We start from the raw sequence: 20632 nt of genomic DNA on the forward strand, positions 1-20632 counted from the left end.
CCCGGGGAATCCCGGCTATTTCGAACGAGTCGACCAGGGGGTCACGAGTCGCGAACCTGAGGCCGACTCGACGGGCGCCTTGCCCGATGCCTAGAAGCTACGACCAGGGACCGACATCCACGTGATTCGACACGCCGCCGATTCGTTACGTGTTGATGAACGCCGAGGCGGAGAGGTCAGCGGCCGAATCGGCGGTCGCGGTCCGCGAAGTCGCGGATGGCGCGGAGGAAGTCGACCTGGCGGAGGTCGGGGCCGAGCGCCTCGACGAAGTAGAACTCGCTGTGGGCGCTCTGCCACAGCAGGAAGTCGCTGAGCCTCTGCTCGCCGCTCGTGCGGATGACGAGGTCGGGGTCGGGCTGGCCGCCCGTGTACAGGTGCTCGCCGATCATCTCCGGCGTGAGGTGGGCGGCGAGGTCCTCGATCGTGCCGCCGGAGGCCTGGTGCGCCGTGACGATGCTGCGCACGGCGTCGACGATCTCGTTGCGTCCGCCGTAGCCGACCGCGAGGTTCACGTGCAGCCCGGTGTGGTCCTTCGTGCGCTCCTGGGCGTCGTCGAGCACCCGCGCGAGTTCGGGCGGCAGGATGTCGGAGCGCCCGACGTGCTTGACCCGCCAGTTGCCCTCGCGCGACAGCGCCTCGGCCAGCTCGGCGATGATCTCGATGAGGTCGGCGAGCTCCGCGGAGTCGCGCTTGCGGAGGTTGTCGCTGGACAGCAGGTAGAGCGACACCACGCGGATGCCGAGCTCGTCGCACCAGCCGAGGAACTCCCGCATCTTGGCGGCGCCGGCGCGATGCCCTTCGGCGGGGGTGTCGTAGCCGAGCTGGCGCGCCCATCGGCGGTTGCCGTCGATCATCATGGCAACGTGATGCGGGACGGTCGCAGGGTCCAGGTGGCGACGCAGCCGGCTGGTGTAGAGCCGGTACAGCGGACCCCGCCCCTGACCCTCACGTGACATCACCTCCCTACGCTACCGCGCCGGGCGGGGGAACACCGAGGACGGACGCTCAGGATATGTACGCCTGGCGGAATGGCGCGGCACCTAGAGTGAGCACGTGAGCACCCCCGCCGACTCCGCCCCCGATCTTCCTCAGCTGCCTCTGCTCGACGAGGCCGCCGATGACGCGCACGTCGAGATCAAGCCGACCTGGCGCGGGTGGATCCACGCGGGCACGTTCCCCGTCGCGATCGCCGCCGGCGTGCTGCTCATCGTCTTCGCCCAGGGCGGCGCGGCCAAATGGGCGGCCGCGGTGTTCATGGCGACCTCGCTGCTGCTGTTCGGCAACTCGGCCGTCTACCACCGCTTCAACTGGGGACCGACGGTCAAGGTGGTCCTGAAGCGAATCGACCACGCGAACATCCTGCTGCTCATCGCCGGGACCTACACGCCGCTCGCGGTGCTCGCCCTACCGCCGGAGAAGGGGACGCTGCTGCTGGTCCTGGTGTGGAGCGGCGCGCTGCTCGGCATCCTGTTCCGCGTCTTCTGGATCAATGCGCCGCGCTGGCTCTACGTCGCCCTCTACCTGCTGCTGGGCTGGGCAGCGGTGATGTACATCGTCGATCTCCTGAACGCGAACGTCGCGATGATGGTGCTCGTGATCGTCGGCGGCCTGCTCTACACGGGCGGCGCGGTCGTCTACGCGCTCAAGAAGCCCAACCCGTGGCCGGGACATTTCGGGTTCCACGAGATCTTCCACGTCTGCACGGTGCTCGCGTTCCTGAGCCACTGGACCGCGTGCCTGCTCATCGCACTGGATCCGCTGTCGCCCTCGCTCGGCGCCTGATGCACTGAGCGACGAGCCCCGGGGTCAGCGTTTCTCGGGGTCGTCGTCGCCCTCGCGCACCTCGGGCAGGTCGGCGTCGGTCTCGGTCGCCTCGTCCGCGGCGAGGGCGGCCTCCTCGGCATCCAGCTCCTCCCGGACCTCCTCGCGGTAGCGCACGCGGCGGATCCGACGGTTCATGTCGAGGATGAGCAGGATCACCGCGACGAGCAGGATCACCACGGCCGCGAAGCCGACGAACCCCGGCGTGACCGCCTCGGGTTCCACCGTCATGGTCGGTGTCGGCATCGGGGTCTCGATCAGAGCGAGCATGGAGTCTGCCTTTCCTGCGCAGGTCGCATAACCTGGAGATACCAGCCTAACGACCGGAAGACCCACCCCGTGACGACCGCAGAACAGCTCGACGACCGCTACGGCCGCACCCGCAGACGGCGGGCTCCGTGGATCATCCTCATCGCGATCGGCGTGCTCGTCGTGGGCGCCTTCGGATGGATGACGGTCGCCTCGCAGATGAACAACGTCGACTCGGACGACCTGGGATTCGACCTGGTCGACGAGCACAGCGTCGACGTGCGCTTCCAGATCACCGGAGCGCAGGGTCGCGATGTCGTCTGCGTGGTCGAGGCGCTCGACGAGGAGTTCGGCGTGGTGGGGTGGAAGGTCGTCGAGATCCCGGCATCCGACAGCCATTCGCAGGCCCTCTCGGCGAGCATCCCGACCGTGTCCGAGGCGACCACAGGTTTGGTGAACAGCTGCTGGGTCGCCTAGACTCGGGGCAGACAGACGACGCCCCGGCACCGTGCCGGGGCGTCTTGGCATATCCCCGGGTAGATCGGCGGATACCGAAAGAAGGAGCTTCGTCATGTCTACTGACGCTCAGGTTCCCTTCCTCACGCAGGAAGCCTACGACCGGCTCGTCGCCGAGTTGGAGCACCTGTCCACGACGGGACGCGACGAGATCGCCAAGCGCATCGAGGCCGCCCGCGAGGAGGGCGACCTCAAGGAGAACGGCGGCTATCACGCCGCCAAGGACGAGCAGGGCAAGCAGGAGGCGCGCATCCGCACCCTCGAGGGCCTGCTGAAGACGGCCAAGGTCGGCGAGGCGCCCGCGAGCCGCGGCATCGTCGAGCCCGGCACGGTCGTCACCGCCGTCGTGGCCGGCGGTGAAGAGGTCTTCCTGCTGGGCAGCCGCGAGATCGCGGCCGGCAGCGACCTCGACGTGTACAGCGAGGCGAGCCCGCTCGGGCAGGCTATCCTCGGCCTCAAGGTCGGCGAGAAGTCGTCGTACGAGGCTCCGAACGGTCGCTCGATCTCCGTCGAGGTCGTCAAGGTCGAGACCTACACCGGCTGACCTCGGCGACACGACGAAGGCCCCCTCCATGCGGAGGGGGCCTTCGTCGTGTGCGGCTCCTGGATCAGTCGGGAACGACGATCGGCGTGAAGCCGGCGGTGCGGAGCGTGTCGAGCGTGAACTCGGAGTGCTCGGGTCCGCGGGTCTCGACGCTGAGCTCGAGGATGACGTCGCTGATCTGCAGTCCGTGCCCGTGCCGCGTGTGCATCGCCTCGATGACGTTCGCGCCGGCTTCGGCGATGAGCTCCGAGACCCGAGCGAGTTGACCGGGACGGTCGGGCAGGGGGATGCGGATGGTGAGGTACCGACCGGAGGCGGCGAGTCCGTGCGACACCACGCGCTGCAGCAGCAGCGGGTCGATGTTGCCTCCCGAGAGCACGGCCATCGTGGTGCCGCTCCCCTGCACCTTGCCCGCGAGGATCGCCGCGACGCTCGCGGCGCCTGCCGGCTCGGCGACGACGCGCGTCTGCTCGAGAAGGATGAGGATCGCCCGCGCGAGGTCGTCGTCCGACACCGTGACGACCTCGTCGACGAGGTCCTTGATGATGTCGAAGGGGATCGCGCCCGGACGCGCGACCAGGATGCCGTCGGCGATGGTCGGCCGGGTCTCGATGTCGACCGGATGTCCGGCCTCGAGCGACGGCGGCACGGCGGCCGCGTTCTCGGCCTGCACGCCGATGACCCGCACGCTGCGTCCGCGCTGCGCCGCACGCGCCTTGGCCGCGGCGGCGACGCCGGCGATGAGCCCGCCTCCGCCGATGCCCAGCACGATCGTGTCGACGTCGGGTGCGTCATCGAGCAGTTCGAGCCCCAGCGTGCCCTGGCCGATCACGACGTCACGGTGGTCGAAGGGGTGGATCAGTACCGCTCCGGTGCACTCGGCGAACTCGGCGGCGAGACGCAGCGACGTGGCGACGGTCTCGCCCTCGAGCACGACCTCGGCGCCGTATCCGCGGGTCGCGAGCAGCTTGGGGACCGGAACCCCGATCGGCATGAAGATCGTGGCGGGGATGCCGAGGGCCTGTGCCGCGAGCGCGACGCCCTGTGCGTGGTTGCCGGCGGACGCCGCCACGACGCCACGGGCCCGCTCCTCCTCGCTCAGACGCGACAGGCGGTACGCGGCGCCGCGGATCTTGAAGGATCCGGTCCGCTGGAGGTTCTCCATCTTCAGCAGCACGGGCGAGCCGAGCACGTCCGTCAGGGCGCGGGAGTGCAAGGTCGGCGTGTGCATGATGACCTCAGCCAGACCCTGAGCAGCGCTCTCGAACTCGGCCAGGCTGGGTACTGCGCTCATCGATTCCTCCGTGTCCGCTCGCGCGGGACTGTGCTCCAGATCAGGTCGGCGTCCGGTTGATGGCCGGTTCGCCACGACCCTGTGCTGATGGTGACTGCCGCGACGTTCACGAACGCTGCGAGGGGCACTGCGAACAGCGCCCCGGGGATGCCGCCGACCATCGATCCGCCGGCGACGACGAGCACCACCGCGAGCGGGTGCACCTTCACCGCCGACCCCATCATGATCGGCTGCAGGATGTGTCCCTCGAGCTGCTGCACCGCGAGGACGACTCCGAGCATCGCGAGAGCGATCCACGGACCGTTGTAGACGAGTGCGAGCAGCACGGCGATCGCGCCGGTGACCACGGCTCCGACGATCGGCACGAACGAGCCGAGGAAGACGAGGACCGCGACCGGGATCGCGAGCGGGACGCCGAGCAGTGCGGCGCCGACGCCGATGCCCACCGCGTCGATCGCGGCGACGAAGAGCTGGGTGCGGGCGTAGTTCACGAGGGTCGCGAAGCCGTTGGTGGCGGCCGCGTCGGCGGCGGGACGGGCTGCGCGGGGGAACAGGCGGAGCGTCCACCGCCAGATCCGACCGCCGTCCGCAAGGAGGCAGATGAGGATGAACAGGGCGAGAACCGCGCCGGTGACGACGTGCGCCGCGGTCGTGCCGACGGCGAGCGCGCCGTTGAAGAGCAGCTGAGCCTGCTCGTTGATGATCTGCAGTCCCTGATCGATGTACCCCTGGATCTGCTTCTCGCTGAGGTGCAGCGGGCCCTCGATGAGGAACTGCCGGAACTGCTCGATCGCCTCGGCGCTGCGCTTCTGCACGTCGGGCAGCTGCTGACGGATCTGCCAGATGACGAGCCACAGCAGCACCGTGACGATCGCGATGGTGCCGACGAGGGAGATCGCGACGGCGAGCCAGCGCGGGAACCGATGCCGGAGCATCCATTGGAAGGCGGGCCAGAGGAGCGCCGTGATGAGGATGCTGACCATGAGCGGGATCACGAGCAGTTTGAGCTGGATGACGATCCAGATGAACCCCGCGACGACAGCGGCGATGAGGAGCAGACGCCACGCGTAGGCGGCGGTCACGCGCAGTCCGCGCGGAACCGCCTCATCCGCCTGGGTGGTGACCGTACGATCCGTCGAGATCGCGCGCGGGCGGAAGAGATCCCTCAGCCGCGGCCGCTGCTCTTCGCTCATCGCCCAAGTCTACGGCGCTCGACGCCGCGCTCCCGACGGTGAGACGCAAGATGTCGGAGGTCGGGAATACGCTGGCCTCGTGACCGACACCCTCAGCTCCGCGCAGGCGCGCCGCATCGCCCTGGGCGCCCAGGGGTTCTCCCGAGCGCGGCCCGAGGCTCCCGCCGCACGCCACATCCACCGAGCGATGGAGCGGCTCGGCGTGCTCCAGATCGACTCGGTCAACGTCTTCGCACGCTCGCACTACATGCCTCTGTTCTCGCGCCTCGGGAGCTACGATCCCGCACTGCTCGATCGGGTCTTCCTGTCACGCACGACGCACTACGTGGAGTACCTCGCGCACGAGGCCACCTTCATCCCGATCGACGACTGGTCCCTGTGGCGGTTCCGCATGGACAGGTTCCGCGAACGGTGGGCGAAGCCCGACTCGTGGCCCAGCCAGAACCCGCGGACGCTGGCCTGGGTGCAGGACGAGCTGCGCACCCGCGGTCCTCTGCGCCCCGCCGACCTGCGTGCCGACGCCCCGCGCGAGCGCGGCACGTGGTGGGACTGGGACGACGTGAAGCTCGCGCTCGAGCATCTGTGGCGCACGGGCGACGTCGCGATCAGCGGGCGCACCGGCTTCGAGCGCACCTACGCACTGGCCGAGCACGTCATCCCTGACGCGATCCTCTCCCGCGAGGTCCCGCGCGCCGAGGCGATCCGCGAGCTCGTGCGTCGCGCCGCCCGCTCCTCCGGCGTCGCGACGCAGTCAGACCTCGCCGACTACTACCGCATCCGCGATCGCGCGGCCGTGGCGCAATCGATCGCTGACCTGGTGGACGCCGGCGAACTCCTCCCGGTGCAGGTACGCGGCTGGGAGCGCGGCGGACGCCCCCTCAGGGCGTGGCGCCATCGTGATGCGGCGCTCCCCCGCCGCATCGACAGCGCCGCGCTGCTCACGCCCTTCGATCCGGTGGTGTGGTTCCGCGACCGCGCCCTCCGCGCCTTCGACCTCGACTACCGCATCGAGATCTATGTCCCGGCCGAGAAGCGCCGGTTCGGGTACTACTCGCTCCCGGTGCTCGTGGGCGATCGCGTCGTAGCTCGCGTCGACCTCAAAGCCGACCGCGCCTCGTCGACGCTGCAGGTGCAGTCCGCCTGGTGGGAGCCGCAGGCGCGCCCGCTCGAGGACGCCGCCCGCATCGCCGAGGAACTCGCACTGGCCGCCGCATGGCAGGGGCTCGAGCACGTCTCGGTGTCGGGCTGGGGCACCGCGGCCGACGCCGTGCACGGAGCCCTCGTCGCGCTGCCGAGCGCCTCGGTACGGCGCCACGTGCACGCACGAGAGCCGGCGGCATGAGCAGGCGTGCCGGGTGGATCATGGCCGGCGTCGGCGCGCTGATCGTCGTGGCGGGCGTGGTGTGGCTCGCGCTGGCGGGCGCACCGACTGCGACCCCCTCGCCGGAGCCGACCCCCTCACCTTCCGTCTCGCTCGACATGCGCGCCGAGGCGCAGGCCGCCCTCGAGGAGCATCTGGAGGAGTGCACGGCCCTCGGCGCACCGAACGGCGCGGTGCCCGCGGGCTGCGGCATCCGCCTCCCCTGGGGCGCGGAGTTCGCGAGCGTGACGGATGTGAGGTTCCGCATCGAGCGACTGCCCGAACTCACCCTGTCCGATGACGGCGGCTTCACGGCCGACGGCGGGGTGCTCATCGCCACGGTGACCGGCATCGGTCAGGATGGCGCGGCACGCACCGAGACCTATCGCACCGAGTCCTGGGGTGTGCGCGGTGAGGTGGAGAGTTCCGACGACGGCGTCGCCGTCACAGTGTGGTGACGAGCTCTTCCCGGTCGGGACCAGGCGCCGCCGTGTTCAGAACTGAACGCGCGGCGGCTCGGAGATCGCGCCGCTGTCTGCGACCTCGAAGAACTCCCGCTCGGTGAAGCCGAGGCCCTTCGCGAACAGGTTGTTCGGGAAGACCTTGATCTTCGTGTTGAGCTCGCGGACGCCGCCGTTGTAGAACCGACGCGCCGCCTGGATCTTGTCCTCGGTGTCGACCAGCGCCTGCTGCACCTGGAGGAAGTTCTGGCTCGCCTGGAGCTGCGGGTACGCCTCGGCGACCGCGAAGAGACTGCGCAGCGCCTGCTGCAGGTGCCCCTCGGCGATGCCCGCCTCGCCCGGCCCGCTCGCCGAGAGCGTCTCGGCCCGCGCACGGGTCACGTTCTCGAAGACCGCCTTCTCATGTGACGCGTAGCCCTTGACGGTCTCGATGAGGTTGGGGATGAGGTCGGCTCGTCGCTTGAGCTGGACCGTGATGCCACTCCACGCCTCGTCGACGCGGACGTTCAGCTGCACCAGCGAGTTGTACGTCGCCCAGAGGTAGATGCCGACGAGCAGGATCACTCCGACGACGATCAGTACCGGCACGAGCCATTCCATCAGAGGCCCACCCTTCCTCGTGTTTGTCCCATCCTATCGGCGCTGTCTGCGCGTCGACTGGATGCGACGTCGCGGGATCGTGCCGCTCAGCTCCCGAGTACTCGTTCGAGATAGGCGTTCGAGAAGACCCGGTCAGGATCGAGTCGGTCGCGCAGCGCGACGAAGTCGTCGAAGCGAGGGTAGCTCTCGCGCAGCTGCTCCGCCGTGAGCGTGTGGAGCTTGCCCCAGTGCGGCCGCCCGCCGTGTTCGCGCATGATCTGCTCGACGGCCTCGAAGTACGCGGCGTGGTCGGCACGCCAGTAGCGGTGCACCGCGATGTAGCCGCTCTCGCGCCCGTGCGCGGTCGAGAGCCAGAGGTCGTCCGCCGCCGCGAATCGCACTTCGATCGGGAACTCGATGCGCCATCCCCGCTGCGCGATCAGCGCGCGCACGGCACGGAATGCCGGCACGACGTTCTCGGCAGGGAGGGCATACTCCATCTCGCGGAAGCGCACGGTGCGGCTCTGAGTGAGGACGCGATGCGAGCGATCGGTGTAGCGGCGATCGCCCGTGACCCGTACGGCCAGACGGCTGAAGGGCGGTGTGATGGCGGGGACGACCTGCGCGGTGGCGCACACCGCCCGGTACAGGCCGTTCGAGAGCAGGGTCTCGTCGATCCAGCGGCCGACGACGGGCAGCGGCTCCCGCCGGGTCGACTCCGGCATCCGCTGCTGTCGCTTCGTGAGCGCGACGTCGGTGTGCGGGAACCAGTAGAACTCGAAGTGATCGGATGCCGTGACCCGTGCACCGAGGGTCGACAGCACGTCGTCGAGCGGAGCGGGCTCGTCGATCGCCTGGAGCACGAATGCCGGCACGCACTGCAGCGTCACCTCGACGACGATGCCGAGGGCGCCGAGCCCGAGCGCCGCCGCCGGGAGCATCTCGGTGTTGTGGTGATCGTCGATGCGGAGGAACTCCCCTGCCGCCGTCACGAGCGTGAGACCCACGACCTGCGTGGCGAGGCCCCCGAATCGTGCGCCGGTGCCGTGCGTCCCGGTCGAGATCGCACCCGCGATCGACTGACGGTCGATGTCGCCGAGGTTCTCCATCGCGAGACCGTAGGGAGCGAGCAGGCGCGGAATCCGGTGCAGACGAGTGCCGGCGAGCAGTGTCACACGCCCCGACGTCGCGTCGGCGGCGACCAGCCCCTGCAGGTCGTCGAGCTCGAGCAGCACCCCCGGGGCGATCGCGATGCCGGTGAAGCTGTGTCCGGCCCCGACGGCTTTGATGCCGAGTCCCTGTGCCACGGCCGCCTGGACGGCACGTTGCACGCCCTCCGGGCTGCGCGGGCGCTCGACGCGCAACGGCTTGACCTGCGCCGAGCGTCCCCAGTTCTGCCAGGTGCCGCCGATCCGCGTCACAGGAACGCCCTCCCCTCGCCGCGGTACGTCGGCAGCTCGTCGACGACCTCGTCGCCCGAGACCAGGTGATAGCTGTCGATGCGTTCCGCCGGCTCGCCGCTCTTCGAATGGCGGAACCACACCCTGTCGCCGATGCCGAGCGTCACGGCCTTCGGTCCCTGCAGCGGCGTCTGCACCTCGCCGGCTGCCTCGCGCGGCAGGGTGCGCAGTCCCTCCGGCCATGCGGGAAGCGGTTGACGGGAGGCGAGGGGCGGACCCGAGGCGATCCATCCGCCGCCCAGCACGGTCGCGATATCGCGGGCAGGTCGCCGCACGACGTCGAAGGCGAAGGCCGAGGCGGGTGCCGGACGGAACGAGCGGTAGCCGTCGAACAGATGCCCGCCGAGGAGCCCGCTCCCCGCGCTCGCCTCGGTGAGCGACTCGTCGCTGCCGGTGAACTCGAGCGACCCGGTGCCTCCGCCGTTCAGGAACTCCAGGTGCGTGACGTCAGTGAGCGCGGACACGATCGCCGCACGCCGGTCCCGCAGCTCGGCGCGTGAGCGGGCCTGCACGAGGCGGATGAGGGGCGCGTCGGGCCCTGCGGCATCGCCCTGCCCGGCGATCTGCGCCTCGTACATCTGGAGCCCCACGAGGCGGAATCCCGGCCGACGGACGATCCTCCGAGCGAAGGCTGCGACCTCGCCCGCCGTGAACAGTGCGGAGCGGCGAACGCCGATGTGCCCGAGGGCGGCGGATCGCAGCGAGGCGTCGGCATCGATCGCAACCCGGATCTCCGGACGACGCCCTGCCGGTGCGACGCTGTCGACGAGATCGAGGTGGGCGGGATCGTCGACCATCAGGGTGATCCGTCGTGCGGCCTCCTCCGAGGCGAAGAGCCGCTCGAGGCCGGCACGATCCACGGTCGGGTACCCGAGCACGATGTCCTCGTGCGTCTCGGCGAGCCAGAGCGCCTCGTCGAGCGTGAAGGCGAGGATGCCGTGGTAGCCGGGCAGCGCGAGCACGGCGTCGAGCACGGCACGCACCCGCACCGACTTCGACGCGACGCGGATCGGCAGCCCGCCCGCGCGCACCAGCAGGTCGAGCGCGTTGTGTCGGAGCGCTTCGCGGTCGATCACCGCGACGGGTGCGGGGAGGTGACCGGTGGCGGCGGACAGGCGTGGCCAGTACCGCGCGGGATCCTCCCATTCGGGGGCCACGGCGTGGTCGGAGGTGGAGCTCAGGTCGGCGGTGAGGTCGAGCACTCCCCCACCCTACGGCCTCGCCGTACTCGGATTCATCCCTCGCGGGACCGAGTCGCACCGGCATCCCGCAGTAGGCTGACGGTCATGCCCCCGTAGCCCAATGGCAGAGGCAGGCGACTTAAAATCGCTTCAGTCTGGGTTCGAGTCCCAGCGGGGGCACCACCACCCGATCACTGTCGTCTCCGGGCACGGACGTCTCCGCCGGTTCAGCGCCCGAATAGGTCGCCAATGCCGGGGATGCCGAGGTCGCCGAGCTTCTGCCCCCACTCGCTCGCGGTGTCGCCGAGCCCGGAGACGGTCTCGCCCGCGGATCCGACGAGTCCCTCGGCCGCTCCGGCCAATTCCTCGCCGCCGAGTCCGCTCGCGATGGCCTCGAGGTCGACGCCCTGCGCGAGAGCGTCGAAGTCGACGCCGAGCCCCGCCGCCTGTTCGAGAAGCGGGCCCGCGACCGCGCTGCCGACCGCACCGACCGCGACGACTCCCAGCGCACCCACGGCCGCGCCGCCGACGACGCCTGCGGCACCGAGGCCTCCAACCCGCGAGAGGAGCCCGCGCATGCGGCCGGGCCGCGCCGCCTCGGTGCGTCCGGCGGCCCGAGCCAGATCGTCGGCCGAGGAGGAGGCCGGACGCTCCCCCGGGGAGAGCTCTGCGTCCATGCGCTGCTGCACCTGCGCGCGCTGCTCGGGCGTGAGGCGCGCGAAGGCCTCGCGGTGGATCTGCTCGATGCGGTGCGGATCCGCGGTCTGCAGGAGGTAGTCGTAGCGTGCGATCGCCGCGCGATCGGCATCCGATCCCTGCGTCGCGCCGCGGTGGCCACCGGCGGGCGGCGGCGCATAGGGATCATGCGCAGGCGGCGGGGCATACCGGTCGGTCGACGCGGGCGACGGGCGGCGGTCCTGCGCGGAGGGGCGCTGCTCGCGGCGATCCCCGCCGTCGAGGTCGAGCGCTTTCGCGGCCATTCCGAAGAGACGGTCGAGCTTTCCCATGGTGGCGGTTCCTTCGTGTGACGAGCGGACTGCCGGGATCCGGGTACGAGGCTCCGCGGCCGTCCGCGTGAGCGGACGCCCGGTCTCCTCCGCCCTCGCGGGCCGGTGGGCCGGGACATGACGACATGTCCGTAGTGACGACCGCACCGCAGATGGGAGTACTCCCCGTGCGCGATCCACGCTAGCGGCCGCGCCTATGAGCCGGGTGCGAGAGCTCCCGAGAAACGCCGAACGCCCCGATTCCGTGCGGGATCGGGGCGTTCGGCGAGCGGATCACTTGACCGTGGCGGTCTCCGCGGACTTCTTCTTCGCCGCGGGCTTCTTCGCGGCGGGCTTCTCGGCAGGAGCGTCGTCGGACACCGGCTCGTCGGCATCCGGAGAGCTCTTCGCGGCGGCGATCGTCGTCGCGGGCTCGGACGAGTGCGATCCGGGCAGCGCGGGAGCCGCGGCGGCGTCAGCCGACTTCTTCGCCGCGGGCTTCTTGGCAGCCGGCTTGACCGGAGCCTCGCCCTTGGCGGGAGCTGCCGCCGGAGCCGGGGCATCCGCAGCCGGACGCGGACGCGCGGCGAACTCCTCGAACACGTAGCGCGGGTTCTGCACGGTCTCGAGGTTCACGAGGTCGCGGCCGAGCCACAGGTTGTTCCACCAGCCCCAGATCACGCGGAACTTGCGCTCCCACGTCGGCATCGCGAGGCCGTGGTAGCCACGGTGCGCGACCCAGGCGACGAAGCCCTTGAGGGCGATCTTGCCGGACTGGAAGACACCGTTGTAGAGACCGAGGCCGGCCACCGCACCGAGGTTCTTGTGGAAGTACTCCTTGGGGGCCTCACCGCGCAGCACGGCCACGAGGTTCTTCGCGAGGAGCTTCGCCTGACGCACGGCGTGCTGGGCGTTCGGCACGCAGAAGCCGCCGACGCCACCGCCGGACAGGTCGGGCACGGCCGACACGTCACCGGCGGCCCAGGCGCCCTCGACGAACGCCTCGGGCGTGCCGACGCGCAGGTCGGCGCGGGTCTGGATGCGACCGCGCTCCTCGACCGGGAGGTCGCCGCCGCGCACGACGGTCGGGTTGGCCATGACACCGGCGGTCCAGACGATCAGGTCGGTCGGGATGACCTCGCCCGTGGAGAGCTCGACGTCGCCGCCGACGGCGCTCGTGAGCTGCGTGTCGAGGTGCACGTTGGCGCCGCGCTTCGCGAGGTCCTTGAGCACCCACTCGCTGGTCTGCAGGGAGACCTCCGGCATGATGCGGCCCATCGCCTCGATGAGGTGGAAGTGCGTGTCCTCGAAGCTGATCTGCGGGTACTTGCCCACGAGCGAGGACGCGAGCGAGCGGAGCTCGGCGAAGACCTCGATGCCCGCGAAGCCGCCGCCGACGACGACGACGGTCAGGAGACGGTCGCGCTCGGGGCCGGCCGGGAGCGACGCGGCCTTGTCGAAGTTCGACATCAGGCGGTCGCGGATCGCGACGGCCTCCTCGATCGTCTTGAGGCCGATCGCGTTGTCGGCGATGCCCGGGATCGGGAAGGTGCGCGAGACGGCACCGGCCGTGACGACGATCTGGTCGTACGCGAACTCGTACGGCTCGCCCAGCGGCGGCGTGATCGTCGCGACCTTCTCGGCGTGGTTGATGCCCGTGACCTTAGCCGTGAGCACGTTCGTGCGCTTGAGGTGGCGACGGTGCGCGACCACGGAGTGGCGGGCCTCGATGGAGCCTGCGGCGACCTCAGGGAGGAACGGCTGGTACGTCATGTACGGCAGCGGGTCGACCATGGTGACGTCGGCTTCACCCTTGCGAAGGTGCTTCTCCAGCTTCCACGCGGTGTAGAAGCCTGCGTAGCCTCCACCGACGATCAGAATCTTGGGCACAGTGCTGTTCTGAGGCACAGGGGGACAACTCCTCGGGAGTCAGGAATGTGGCGTGCGAGAGCGCGCCGATCGGATGCGCCGAGCGGCTGCGGTGACGCCAAGCGCTATCAGGATACCAGGGACTGTGAGTGCGATGAGCGGCAGGGTACCGTAGCGCAGCGACTCAGCGCTGGGAAGCAGCGGTGAACCAGGATCGGACGGCGCATCGGCCGCGGGCAGCGGAGGGATGTCCACCGGGGTCGCGGTGGGGTCCGGCTGGGGGACGGTCTCGGCGCGTCGATACAGACGCACCCACTCGGCGAGGTCGCCCATCGGATTGGCGTCGACCTTCGGCACGTCGGCGGTCAGTGCCGCCTGCGCGTCGATCAGCCCGTACCCGTAGAGCGGATCCGGGACGTCTGCCATCCCCTCGACGGGGATCGCGGTCCTGATGATGCGGTTGATGACGTTCGCGGCGTCGAGGTCGGGATGCGCCGATCGGATGAGCGCGGCGATGCCGGCGACGATCGGCGCCGCGCCACTGGTACCGCGCCACCTGACGAGCTCCCCGTCGGCCGAGACGCCGAGCAACCCCTCGCTCGGCGCCGAGATGCCGATCGTGATGCCCTGGGTCGAGGCCTCGATGCTCGCCGTGCCCGTCTGGTCCACTCCCCCGACCGTGAGGACGCCGGGGATGGTGGCCGGAGCGCCGATCATGTCGGTGCCGCTGCCGCGGTTGCCCGCGGCGACCACCACGACCACGTCGTGCTCGAATGCGTAGAGGAAGGCGTCGTCCCAGCTCCGGTCCCAGTCCAGCGTGTTGGTGGTGAAGGACAGGTTGATGATGTCCGCGCCGTTGTCCACTGCCCAGCGCATGGCCTTCGCGACCTGCTCCGTGAAGGGCACCGCGGCCGCGGCCCCGAAGCCCACCGAGACCGACAGCAGGTTCGCCTCGGGCGCGACGCCGATCATGCCCGTGCCGTCGGCGGCGCCCCGGCCGGCCGCGAGCGAGGCGACCCAGGACCCGTGGTTGCCGTCGACTGCGCCGAGCGGGGTGCGCCCGTCGGCCGTCCCCGTCCCGGACACGTCAGTGCCGCCGATCACGGCCCCGTCGAACACGCCCGGCACCTTGCCGATGCCGGTGTCGATCACCGCGATCGTGACGCCCTCGCCGCGGGTGGTCTGCCAGGCCTCGCGGATGCGGGCCCCGTCGAGCCAGTACTCGGCGGCGCGCGTCGGGTCCTGCGGATCGTCGGCCACCGGCGGTGGGGTGGCGGCGCCCAGCAGCAGCACGGATGCCGCGACGGTCGCCGCAGCGACGGTCGTGCGCAGCATCCGCAGCGGGCTCATGGCGTGGTCGTCCCGACGTCGCGCACGGCCGCACCGGGGTCCTCGCACCGGCAGACCTCGGGCGACCAGGACGATCGCGCGAGAGCCCGGTCGCCGATGGGGTTCACTCCGGGCCCCGCGGCCAGCGCATGGCCCGCGAGGGCGTGCAGGCACTTGACGCGAGTGGGCATGCCCCCGGCGGAGATCCCCTCGATCTCGGAGACCTCGCCGAACTGTGCCCGATCTGCGAGGTAGGCCTCGTGCGCGGCCAGATACGCGACGCGGACCTCGTCGTCCTCCTCGAGGAGCGCCGCGAGCTCGGGCATGACCTGCGTCGCCTCGAGGGTCGACATCGCTGCCGTGGCCGCCGGGTGCGTCAGATAGTAGAACGTCGGGAACGGCGATCCGTCGGGAAGACGGGGAGTCGTCGCGACCACGGTCGGGTTGCCGCAGGCGCAGCGCGCCGCGATGCCGAGCACGCCGCGTGCGGGACGCCCCAGCTGGGCCGACACGACGGCGAGCTCGGCGGACGTGGGGGCGGGATAGGGCGGCGTGGTCACCGTACAAGCGTACGGGAGGCCTCGACGCGGATGCTCCGAGAACTCCCGCGCGGCGGCTCAGCGCGGGGCGACGGCGGTGTCGCTGAGGCCGGCCGAGGTGAGGCTGCGCAGCAGCTGCGGCATCCAGTCCGTCGGCGTCTCCTCGAGCGTGTCGCTCACCGGCCCCTGCTCCTGCGGCAGCGCGGCAGGATCGAGGTCGTTGTCGACGAGGAACACGACCTCGCCGGGTTTGACGTAGTAGAGACGCTCGCGCGCCTGGGTGGTGATGTACGCCGGGTCCTCCCAGCGCTCGCGCTCCTTCTCGAGCGCCGTGATCTGCTCTTCGGACACCTGGATCGACTGCTCGAGTGCGGCGATCTTCTGCCGCTGGTCGATGTACGTGCCGAGGGTCGGCACGAGCACCCAGGCGCCGAGCACCACGAGCGAGAGCATGATGACGGAGAACGCCGAGAGGCGGATGCCGGACGCCCATTCGCGCACGTCCACCCGGCGTTCGCTCGCGTCTGCGCGCGTGCGAGGCGATCTCGCCGTCCGCGCCGCGGCCGGGGCGGTCTCCGTCGGACGGCTTCCGCGCGGAGACGCCGAAGGAGGAGCCGGTCGTCGTGCCACGGCTCCTCCTCCGGGTTCAGACCTCAGGGGTCCGGTGAATCGTCGTCAGCTGCGCTCAGCCCTGGTAACGGGGGAACGCGGAGCGGCCGGCGAACACCGCGGCGTCGCCGAGCTCCTCCTCGATGCGCAGAAGCTGATTGTACTTCGCGACGCGCTCGCTGCGGGCAGGCGCACCCGCCTTGATCTGACCCGCGTTCGTCGCGACCACGAGGTCGGCGATCGTGGTGTCCTCGGTCTCGCCGGAGCGGTGCGACAGCATGGCCGTGTAGCCCGAGCGCTGGGCGAGGCTCACCGCGTCGAACGTCTCGGTGAGCGTGCCGATCTGGTTGACCTTGACGAGCAGCGAGTTCGCGACGCCCCGCTTGATGCCGTCCGCGAGGCGGCTCGGGTTCGTGACGAACAGGTCGTCTCCGACGAGCTGGACCTTGGAGCCGAGAGCGTCGGTCAGGAGCTTCCAGTTGTCCCAGTCGTCCTCGGCGAGCGCGTCCTCGATCGTGACGATCGGGAAGTCGTTCACGAGCCCCTGGTAGTACTCGATCAGCTCGGGGCCGGTCCAGTCCTTGTTGTCGAGGCGGTACACGCCGTCGGAGAAGAACTCGGTCGCGGCGACGTCGAGGCCGAGGGCGATGTCGGTGCCGGGCGTGAAGCCCGCCTTCTCGATCGCCTTGACGAGGAAGTCGAGCCCCTCGCGGTTGCTGGGCAGATCGGGGGCGAAGCCGCCCTCGTCGCCGAGGCCGGTCGCGTAGCCGGCGGCCTTCAGCTCGCTGCGCAGCACGTGGTAGGTCTCGACGCCCCAGCGGAGCGACTCCGAGTACGTCTCCGCGCCGATCGGGGCGAGGAAGAACTCCTGCATGTCGATGCCGTTGTCGGCGTGCTCGCCGCCGTTGATGACGTTGAACAGCGGGACGGGCAGCACGTGGGCGTTGGGTCCGCCGAGGTAGCGGAAGAGCGGCAGGTCGGCCGAGTCGGCCGCGGCCTTCGCGACCGCGAGGCTCACGCCCAGGATCGCGTTCGCACCGGTGCGCTGCTTGTTCTCGGTGCCGTCGGTCTCGATGAGGATCTCGTCGACGATGCGCTGCTCGCTCGCCTCGACACCTTCGAGGGCCGGTCCGAGCTCGTCGATCACGGCCTCGACGGCCTTCAGGACGCCCTTGCCGCCGTACCGGCTCTTGTCGCCGTCGCGGAGCTCGTACGCCTCGAAGGCGCCCGTGGAGGCACCGGAGGGGACGGCCGCCCGCTGGACGACGCCGTCGTCGAGGAGCACCTCCACCTCGACGGTCGGGTTTCCGCGCGAGTCGAGAATCTCGCGTGCGCCTACAGCCTCGATCAGTGCCACTGATGTGCTCCTTGTTCAGAGAGAAGGGTGTGTGGAGCGTCGTCGATCCGCGCCCAGTCTAGCCCGCCGAGAGTCGACGCCCGAGGCGGGATCGTCGGCTCACACGACGACCGCGATCGCGACGCCGTCCCAGCCCTTGATGCCCACGGTCTGCAATGCGGTCGCGTCGAAGCGGGGGTCCTCGCCCAGCATCCGCAGTCCGTCCCGGGTGCCGACGACCTTCGGATCGGTCGAGTCCTCGCGTACGATCTCGCCCTCGCGGCCGATGTTGTCGAGCACGATCACGGTGCCGGGGTGCCCGAGCTTCGCGGCCCAGTCGAGGTAGATCGTATTGGACTCCTTGTCGGCGTCGATGAACACGAGATCGAAGCCGCCGACGAGCGTCGGCAGCACGTCAGCACCCCGCCCGATGCGGATGTCGACGCGGTCGCCCACGCCCGCCGCGTCGATGCTGGCGCGTGCGACGGCGGCGTTGTCGGCCTCCGCCTCGACGGTCACGACCCGCCCGTCCGCCCCGACGGCCCGTGCGAGCCAGATCGTGGAGTAGCCGCCCAGCGTGCCGATCTCGAGCACGCGCCGCGCGCCGCTGATGCGGGCGAGCAGGTGCAGCAGCTTGCCGCCGACCGGGGCGACCTCGATCTCGGGCAGACCGGCCTGGCGCTGTGCGGCCAGGGCTGCCTCGAGGTCCGGGTCGTGGCCGACCAGCACGTCGGCGAGGTAGGCGTCGGCGTTCGACCAGGCTGCGGGCGTGGAGTCCATGCCCTCAGCCAACCCCGCGCGCCGGCCGGGGTCAAGGGGCGGCAGGCGGGGATGCCGGAGTGTCCGCTTTCGGGGTCGCCACGCCGAGCTCGGGCTGCCGTCGGAACTGCCCCGTGACGAGCAGCGCCGCGATGACCACGGCCGCAGCGATCCACCCCGCGACGCCGAGCGGCCCGGCCAGGGCCTGGTCCGGCTGTCCGGCGGCGAAGATGAGGACCAGCCCCGCTGCGGCATTCAGCGACCCGTGGGCGACGACCGCCGGCCAGATCGATGCCGATCGCAGGCGCAGCCAGCCGAGCAGCACGCCCCAGGCCACGCAGCCGACCGTCATGAACAGCACGCCGGAGGCGTCGGTGCGGCCGAAGTTGTACCCGAGCAGGATCACCGGGCTGTGCCAGAGCCCCCAGATCACGCCGCTGAGGAGCAGGGTCGGCCACGTGCCGAGCGGCCGGAGCGCCGTCAGCAGCCACCCGCGCCATCCGAGTTCCTCACCGAGGGCCGGGATGCTGTTCAGAAGCGCGCCCAGCGGGAGGAAGGCGAGCTGTGAGAACACGATGACGCCGACGGGAGGCATCGGCGTCCCGGGCGGCAGCGCCTGCTCGAGCTGCGCCGAGAGCGCCGCGAACGTGAAGTCCAGCTGCACGAAGCCGAGTGCGACGGCGATGAGGATGCCGAGGACGACCACGACCGGAGGACCGAGCCAGCCGACCAGCAGGAGCCCGATCACCCTCTTCGCGGGCCGCAGCGGCCAGAGGCCGAGGAACCGCAGCCGCGCACCTCGCGCGGGGTACCCGAGCGCGAACGTCACGATGAGCGCGGCGACGGCGGGGGTCAGCATCATCGCGACGAGGATCAGCGGGGCCAGCGGCTCGGCGAGCCCGTCGCCGAGCCACAGCGGGAGCGCCACGAGCCAGGCGAGCCCGCACGCGAGAACCACGAAGGCGATGACGGCCGGCCAGCGGACCCGGTCCTGCACGGTCACGATGTTGCCTCCCCCGCGCTCGGGGCCGGACGCTCCGAGCGGCGATCGACATAGGTCTGCAGGAGCGCGGCGGCGTCCTCCGCACCGTCGATCGTGACGAGGAAGGGCTTGCGGTCACGACGGGACACCTCGACGGCCGGCCCGCGACGCGTGACGATCCCCGTGCGGCCGTCGACGGAGATCCGCCACCCCCACCCGCCGAACTCGCCGAACGGCGACACGTCGATCGCACGCGCGCTCACGACCTCGTCGATGGGGATCCGCATGCGCGGGCGTCCCAAGAGGGAGCGAGCGGTGAAGCCCTCGGGCGTGACGCTCACGCGATACGAGGCCGTGGCCGCGAGAGCGAGGGCGACGACGACCGCGACCACGGCGACGATCCATCCTCCGGCGACCCCGGCACTGAGCATGACGGCGGCGGGCGCGACCATCCCGGCGAGCACGAGACCGAGGAAGATCAGCACCCCGCGGGGCATGGTGGCGCTCGCGAGCCAGACGACACGCTCGTTCGCGGTGACGTTCAGGTCGCGCCTCGCCGTCAGAGCCTCCCCGTCGGGAGCGCGGTACTTCGGCTGCACCAGCCAGGCGAGAGCGCCGACGAGGAGCAGTCCCGCGAGGGCGATGCCGAGGACACCGCCGATACCGGGGATATCCGCTCCCGGTGCGAGGTCGCGCTGGATCCACAGCGAGCCGAGGCTCGTCGTCGCGGCGAACACCGACATGCCCGCGGCGAGCGCCCCCATCAGCCGAGCGGCGCCACCCCACTGCCCCCGTGCCGCGACCAGGGTCGTCACGTCCATGAGCAGCGGGACTCCGAGACCGACGCCGAGCAGCAGCCACAGATACAGGGATGCCGGGCCGAACCCGTCGGCACCCTCGAGGCCCCAGTGCGTCGCGACCTCCGCGGGGAAGGCGGGGAGCCACCCCGCGAGCACGATCGCGGCCACCGTCGTGATGACGAGGGGGACGGCGAGCGCGACCACGAGGAAGAGCAGTCGAGCGCGTCGCAGCGAGCTCGATGGGCGGGTTCGGGGGCTGGTGGTCGTCATGGCTGTGCCTCCTCGGTGTTCTGCGTGGATGTCGCGGTGCGCGCTCTCGACGGATCGTCCCGCGCGGGGTGGTCGGGTCGCCCGGCGGCGTGGGCGCGGATGATCCCGGCGAGGATCTCGGCGGACACGCCCATCTGCGCGGCGCGACCCACCAGATCGTCGATCTCGTGGGCGAGGTCGGCCAGCGGCGCAGCGGCCGCCGAGATCACGGCCCCTCGCCCACGCCGGAGGTCGATGAGCCCCTCGTCGCGCAACCGCTGATACGCGTGCAGCACCGTGTGCTGGTTGATCCGCAGCGCCGTGGCGACCTCTCGAGCGGCGGGCAGCCGGTCGCCGGGAGCGAGCACGCCGGCGAGGAGATCGGCGCGGATCGATGCGGCGACCTGGTCGTACAGCGGCCGCGCACTGTCGGGGTCGACTCTGATCAGCATCCGTATCACCCACCTGTTCGCTAGTAATTCTATGATAACTATAACAACTGTGACAACCTCCAGA

General features: G+C 70.7%; 22 protein-coding genes and 1 tRNA gene. 6 read left to right on the top strand and 17 right to left on the bottom strand.

Translation table 11 applies throughout. The features are described from left to right. Window positions 1-176: 176 nt before the first annotated feature. Window positions 177-956: an isoprenyl transferase gene (locus tag AKH00_RS04610; protein WP_050721484.1), complete on the bottom strand. Its 780-nt coding sequence runs from the start codon at window positions 954-956 to the stop codon at window positions 177-179. Window positions 957-1053: 97 nt separating this feature from the next. Between AKH00_RS04610 and trhA the strand changes: the two genes are divergently transcribed. Further along, on the top strand, window positions 1054-1782 hold the full coding sequence (gene trhA / locus AKH00_RS04615) for a PAQR family membrane homeostasis protein TrhA (RefSeq protein WP_050721485.1): 729 nt from the start codon (window positions 1054-1056) through the stop codon (window positions 1780-1782). Between the two features lie 24 nt (window positions 1783-1806). Here the strand turns inward: trhA and AKH00_RS04620 are convergent, their stop codons facing one another. Further along, on the bottom strand, window positions 1807-2091 hold the full coding sequence (locus tag AKH00_RS04620; protein WP_050721486.1) for a hypothetical protein: 285 nt from the start codon (window positions 2089-2091) through the stop codon (window positions 1807-1809). A gap of 69 nt (window positions 2092-2160) precedes the next feature. Between AKH00_RS04620 and AKH00_RS04625 the strand changes: the two genes are divergently transcribed. Together AKH00_RS04625 and greA are read left to right on the top strand one after the other, a co-directional pair. Then, the gene (locus tag AKH00_RS04625) at window positions 2161-2547 is read left to right on the top strand and encodes a DUF4307 domain-containing protein (protein ID WP_050721487.1); all 387 of its coding nucleotides are present in this window, start codon (window positions 2161-2163) and stop codon (window positions 2545-2547) included. A 94-nt stretch (window positions 2548-2641) separates the two neighbouring features. Then, window positions 2642-3130 carry a transcription elongation factor GreA gene (greA, locus tag AKH00_RS04630; RefSeq protein WP_050721488.1) on the top strand — a complete coding sequence of 163 codons (489 nt, stop codon included), beginning with the start codon at window positions 2642-2644 and terminating at the stop codon, window positions 3128-3130. A 64-nt stretch (window positions 3131-3194) separates the two neighbouring features. Here greA and ilvA read toward each other — a convergent pair whose 3' ends face one another. Together ilvA and AKH00_RS04640 are read right to left on the bottom strand one after the other, a co-directional pair. Further along, window positions 3195-4424: a threonine ammonia-lyase gene (ilvA, locus tag AKH00_RS04635; protein ID WP_050721489.1), complete on the bottom strand. Its 1230-nt coding sequence runs from the start codon at window positions 4422-4424 to the stop codon at window positions 3195-3197. Continuing rightward, window positions 4421-5617 carry an AI-2E family transporter gene (locus tag AKH00_RS04640; protein WP_050721490.1) on the bottom strand — a complete coding sequence of 399 codons (1197 nt, stop codon included), beginning with the start codon at window positions 5615-5617 and terminating at the stop codon, window positions 4421-4423. Before AKH00_RS04640 ends, ilvA begins: the two co-directional genes overlap by 4 nt. 79 nt (window positions 5618-5696) lie before the next feature. Here AKH00_RS04640 and AKH00_RS04645 point away from each other — a divergent pair, with 79 nt between their 5' ends. Further along, the gene (locus AKH00_RS04645; RefSeq protein WP_050721491.1) at window positions 5697-6959 is read left to right on the top strand and encodes a winged helix-turn-helix domain-containing protein; all 1263 of its coding nucleotides are present in this window, start codon (window positions 5697-5699) and stop codon (window positions 6957-6959) included. Next, window positions 6956-7435 carry a hypothetical protein gene (locus tag AKH00_RS04650; protein WP_050721492.1) on the top strand — a complete coding sequence of 160 codons (480 nt, stop codon included), beginning with the start codon at window positions 6956-6958 and terminating at the stop codon, window positions 7433-7435. Before AKH00_RS04645 ends, AKH00_RS04650 begins: the two co-directional genes overlap by 4 nt. A gap of 36 nt (window positions 7436-7471) precedes the next feature. On the opposite strand, the gene AKH00_RS04655 is transcribed toward AKH00_RS04650, so the two are convergent. The 3 genes from AKH00_RS04655 to AKH00_RS04665 form a co-directional block, all read right to left on the bottom strand. Next, entirely contained in the window at window positions 7472-8038 is a 567-nt protein-coding gene (locus tag AKH00_RS04655) for a LemA family protein (protein ID WP_050721493.1), read from the bottom strand. A gap of 86 nt (window positions 8039-8124) precedes the next feature. Then, complete coding sequence (locus AKH00_RS04660; RefSeq protein ID WP_050721494.1) at window positions 8125-9438, bottom strand: D-arabinono-1,4-lactone oxidase; 1314 nt, start codon at window positions 9436-9438, stop codon at window positions 8125-8127. Beyond that, window positions 9435-10679 (bottom strand): alanine racemase, encoded by a 1245-nt coding sequence (locus AKH00_RS04665; protein ID WP_050721495.1) that lies wholly within the window; start codon window positions 10677-10679, stop codon window positions 9435-9437. Before AKH00_RS04665 ends, AKH00_RS04660 begins: the two co-directional genes overlap by 4 nt. 86 nt (window positions 10680-10765) lie before the next feature. Here AKH00_RS04665 and AKH00_RS04670 point away from each other — a divergent pair. Further along, a tRNA-Leu gene (locus AKH00_RS04670) sits at window positions 10766-10841 on the top strand. A 44-nt stretch (window positions 10842-10885) separates the two neighbouring features. On the opposite strand, the gene AKH00_RS04675 is transcribed toward AKH00_RS04670, so the two are convergent. The 10 genes from AKH00_RS04675 to AKH00_RS04720 all read right to left on the bottom strand — a co-directional run bounded on the left by AKH00_RS04675 (window position 10886) and on the right by AKH00_RS04720 (window position 20568). Then, a complete protein-coding gene (locus AKH00_RS04675; protein WP_050721496.1) occupies window positions 10886-11665 on the bottom strand; it encodes a hypothetical protein in 780 nt (259 codons plus the stop codon). 273 nt (window positions 11666-11938) lie between these two features. Continuing rightward, complete coding sequence (locus AKH00_RS04680) at window positions 11939-13534, bottom strand: NAD(P)/FAD-dependent oxidoreductase (RefSeq protein ID WP_200903797.1); 1596 nt, start codon at window positions 13532-13534, stop codon at window positions 11939-11941. A gap of 39 nt (window positions 13535-13573) precedes the next feature. Continuing rightward, window positions 13574-14863 (bottom strand): S8 family serine peptidase, encoded by a 1290-nt coding sequence (locus AKH00_RS04685; RefSeq protein ID WP_050721497.1) that lies wholly within the window; start codon window positions 14861-14863, stop codon window positions 13574-13576. Next, entirely contained in the window at window positions 14860-15402 is a 543-nt protein-coding gene (locus AKH00_RS04690; RefSeq protein WP_050721498.1) for a DUF501 domain-containing protein, read from the bottom strand. Before AKH00_RS04690 ends, AKH00_RS04685 begins: the two co-directional genes overlap by 4 nt. A gap of 57 nt (window positions 15403-15459) precedes the next feature. Then, window positions 15460-15888 carry an FtsB family cell division protein gene (locus AKH00_RS04695; RefSeq protein WP_050721499.1) on the bottom strand — a complete coding sequence of 143 codons (429 nt, stop codon included), beginning with the start codon at window positions 15886-15888 and terminating at the stop codon, window positions 15460-15462. A 178-nt stretch (window positions 15889-16066) separates the two neighbouring features. After that, window positions 16067-17347 carry a phosphopyruvate hydratase gene (gene eno / locus AKH00_RS04700; protein ID WP_050721500.1) on the bottom strand — a complete coding sequence of 427 codons (1281 nt, stop codon included), beginning with the start codon at window positions 17345-17347 and terminating at the stop codon, window positions 16067-16069. Between the two features lie 99 nt (window positions 17348-17446). Further along, window positions 17447-18106, bottom strand: a complete 660-nt coding sequence (locus AKH00_RS04705; RefSeq protein WP_050721501.1) for an O-methyltransferase — start codon at window positions 18104-18106, stop codon at window positions 17447-17449. 31 nt (window positions 18107-18137) lie between these two features. Further along, on the bottom strand, window positions 18138-19088 hold the full coding sequence (locus tag AKH00_RS04710) for a CPBP family intramembrane glutamic endopeptidase (protein ID WP_050721502.1): 951 nt from the start codon (window positions 19086-19088) through the stop codon (window positions 18138-18140). After that, complete coding sequence (locus AKH00_RS04715; protein WP_050721503.1) at window positions 19085-20137, bottom strand: DUF1648 domain-containing protein; 1053 nt, start codon at window positions 20135-20137, stop codon at window positions 19085-19087. Before AKH00_RS04715 ends, AKH00_RS04710 begins: the two co-directional genes overlap by 4 nt. Then, window positions 20134-20568, bottom strand: a complete 435-nt coding sequence (locus tag AKH00_RS04720; RefSeq protein ID WP_082297396.1) for a GntR family transcriptional regulator — start codon at window positions 20566-20568, stop codon at window positions 20134-20136. Before AKH00_RS04720 ends, AKH00_RS04715 begins: the two co-directional genes overlap by 4 nt. Between the last annotated feature and the right edge of the window lie 64 nt (window positions 20569-20632).

This window comes from Microbacterium sp. GCS4, assembly GCF_001262495.1.
GTDB lineage: Bacteria > Actinomycetota > Actinomycetes > Actinomycetales > Microbacteriaceae > Microbacterium.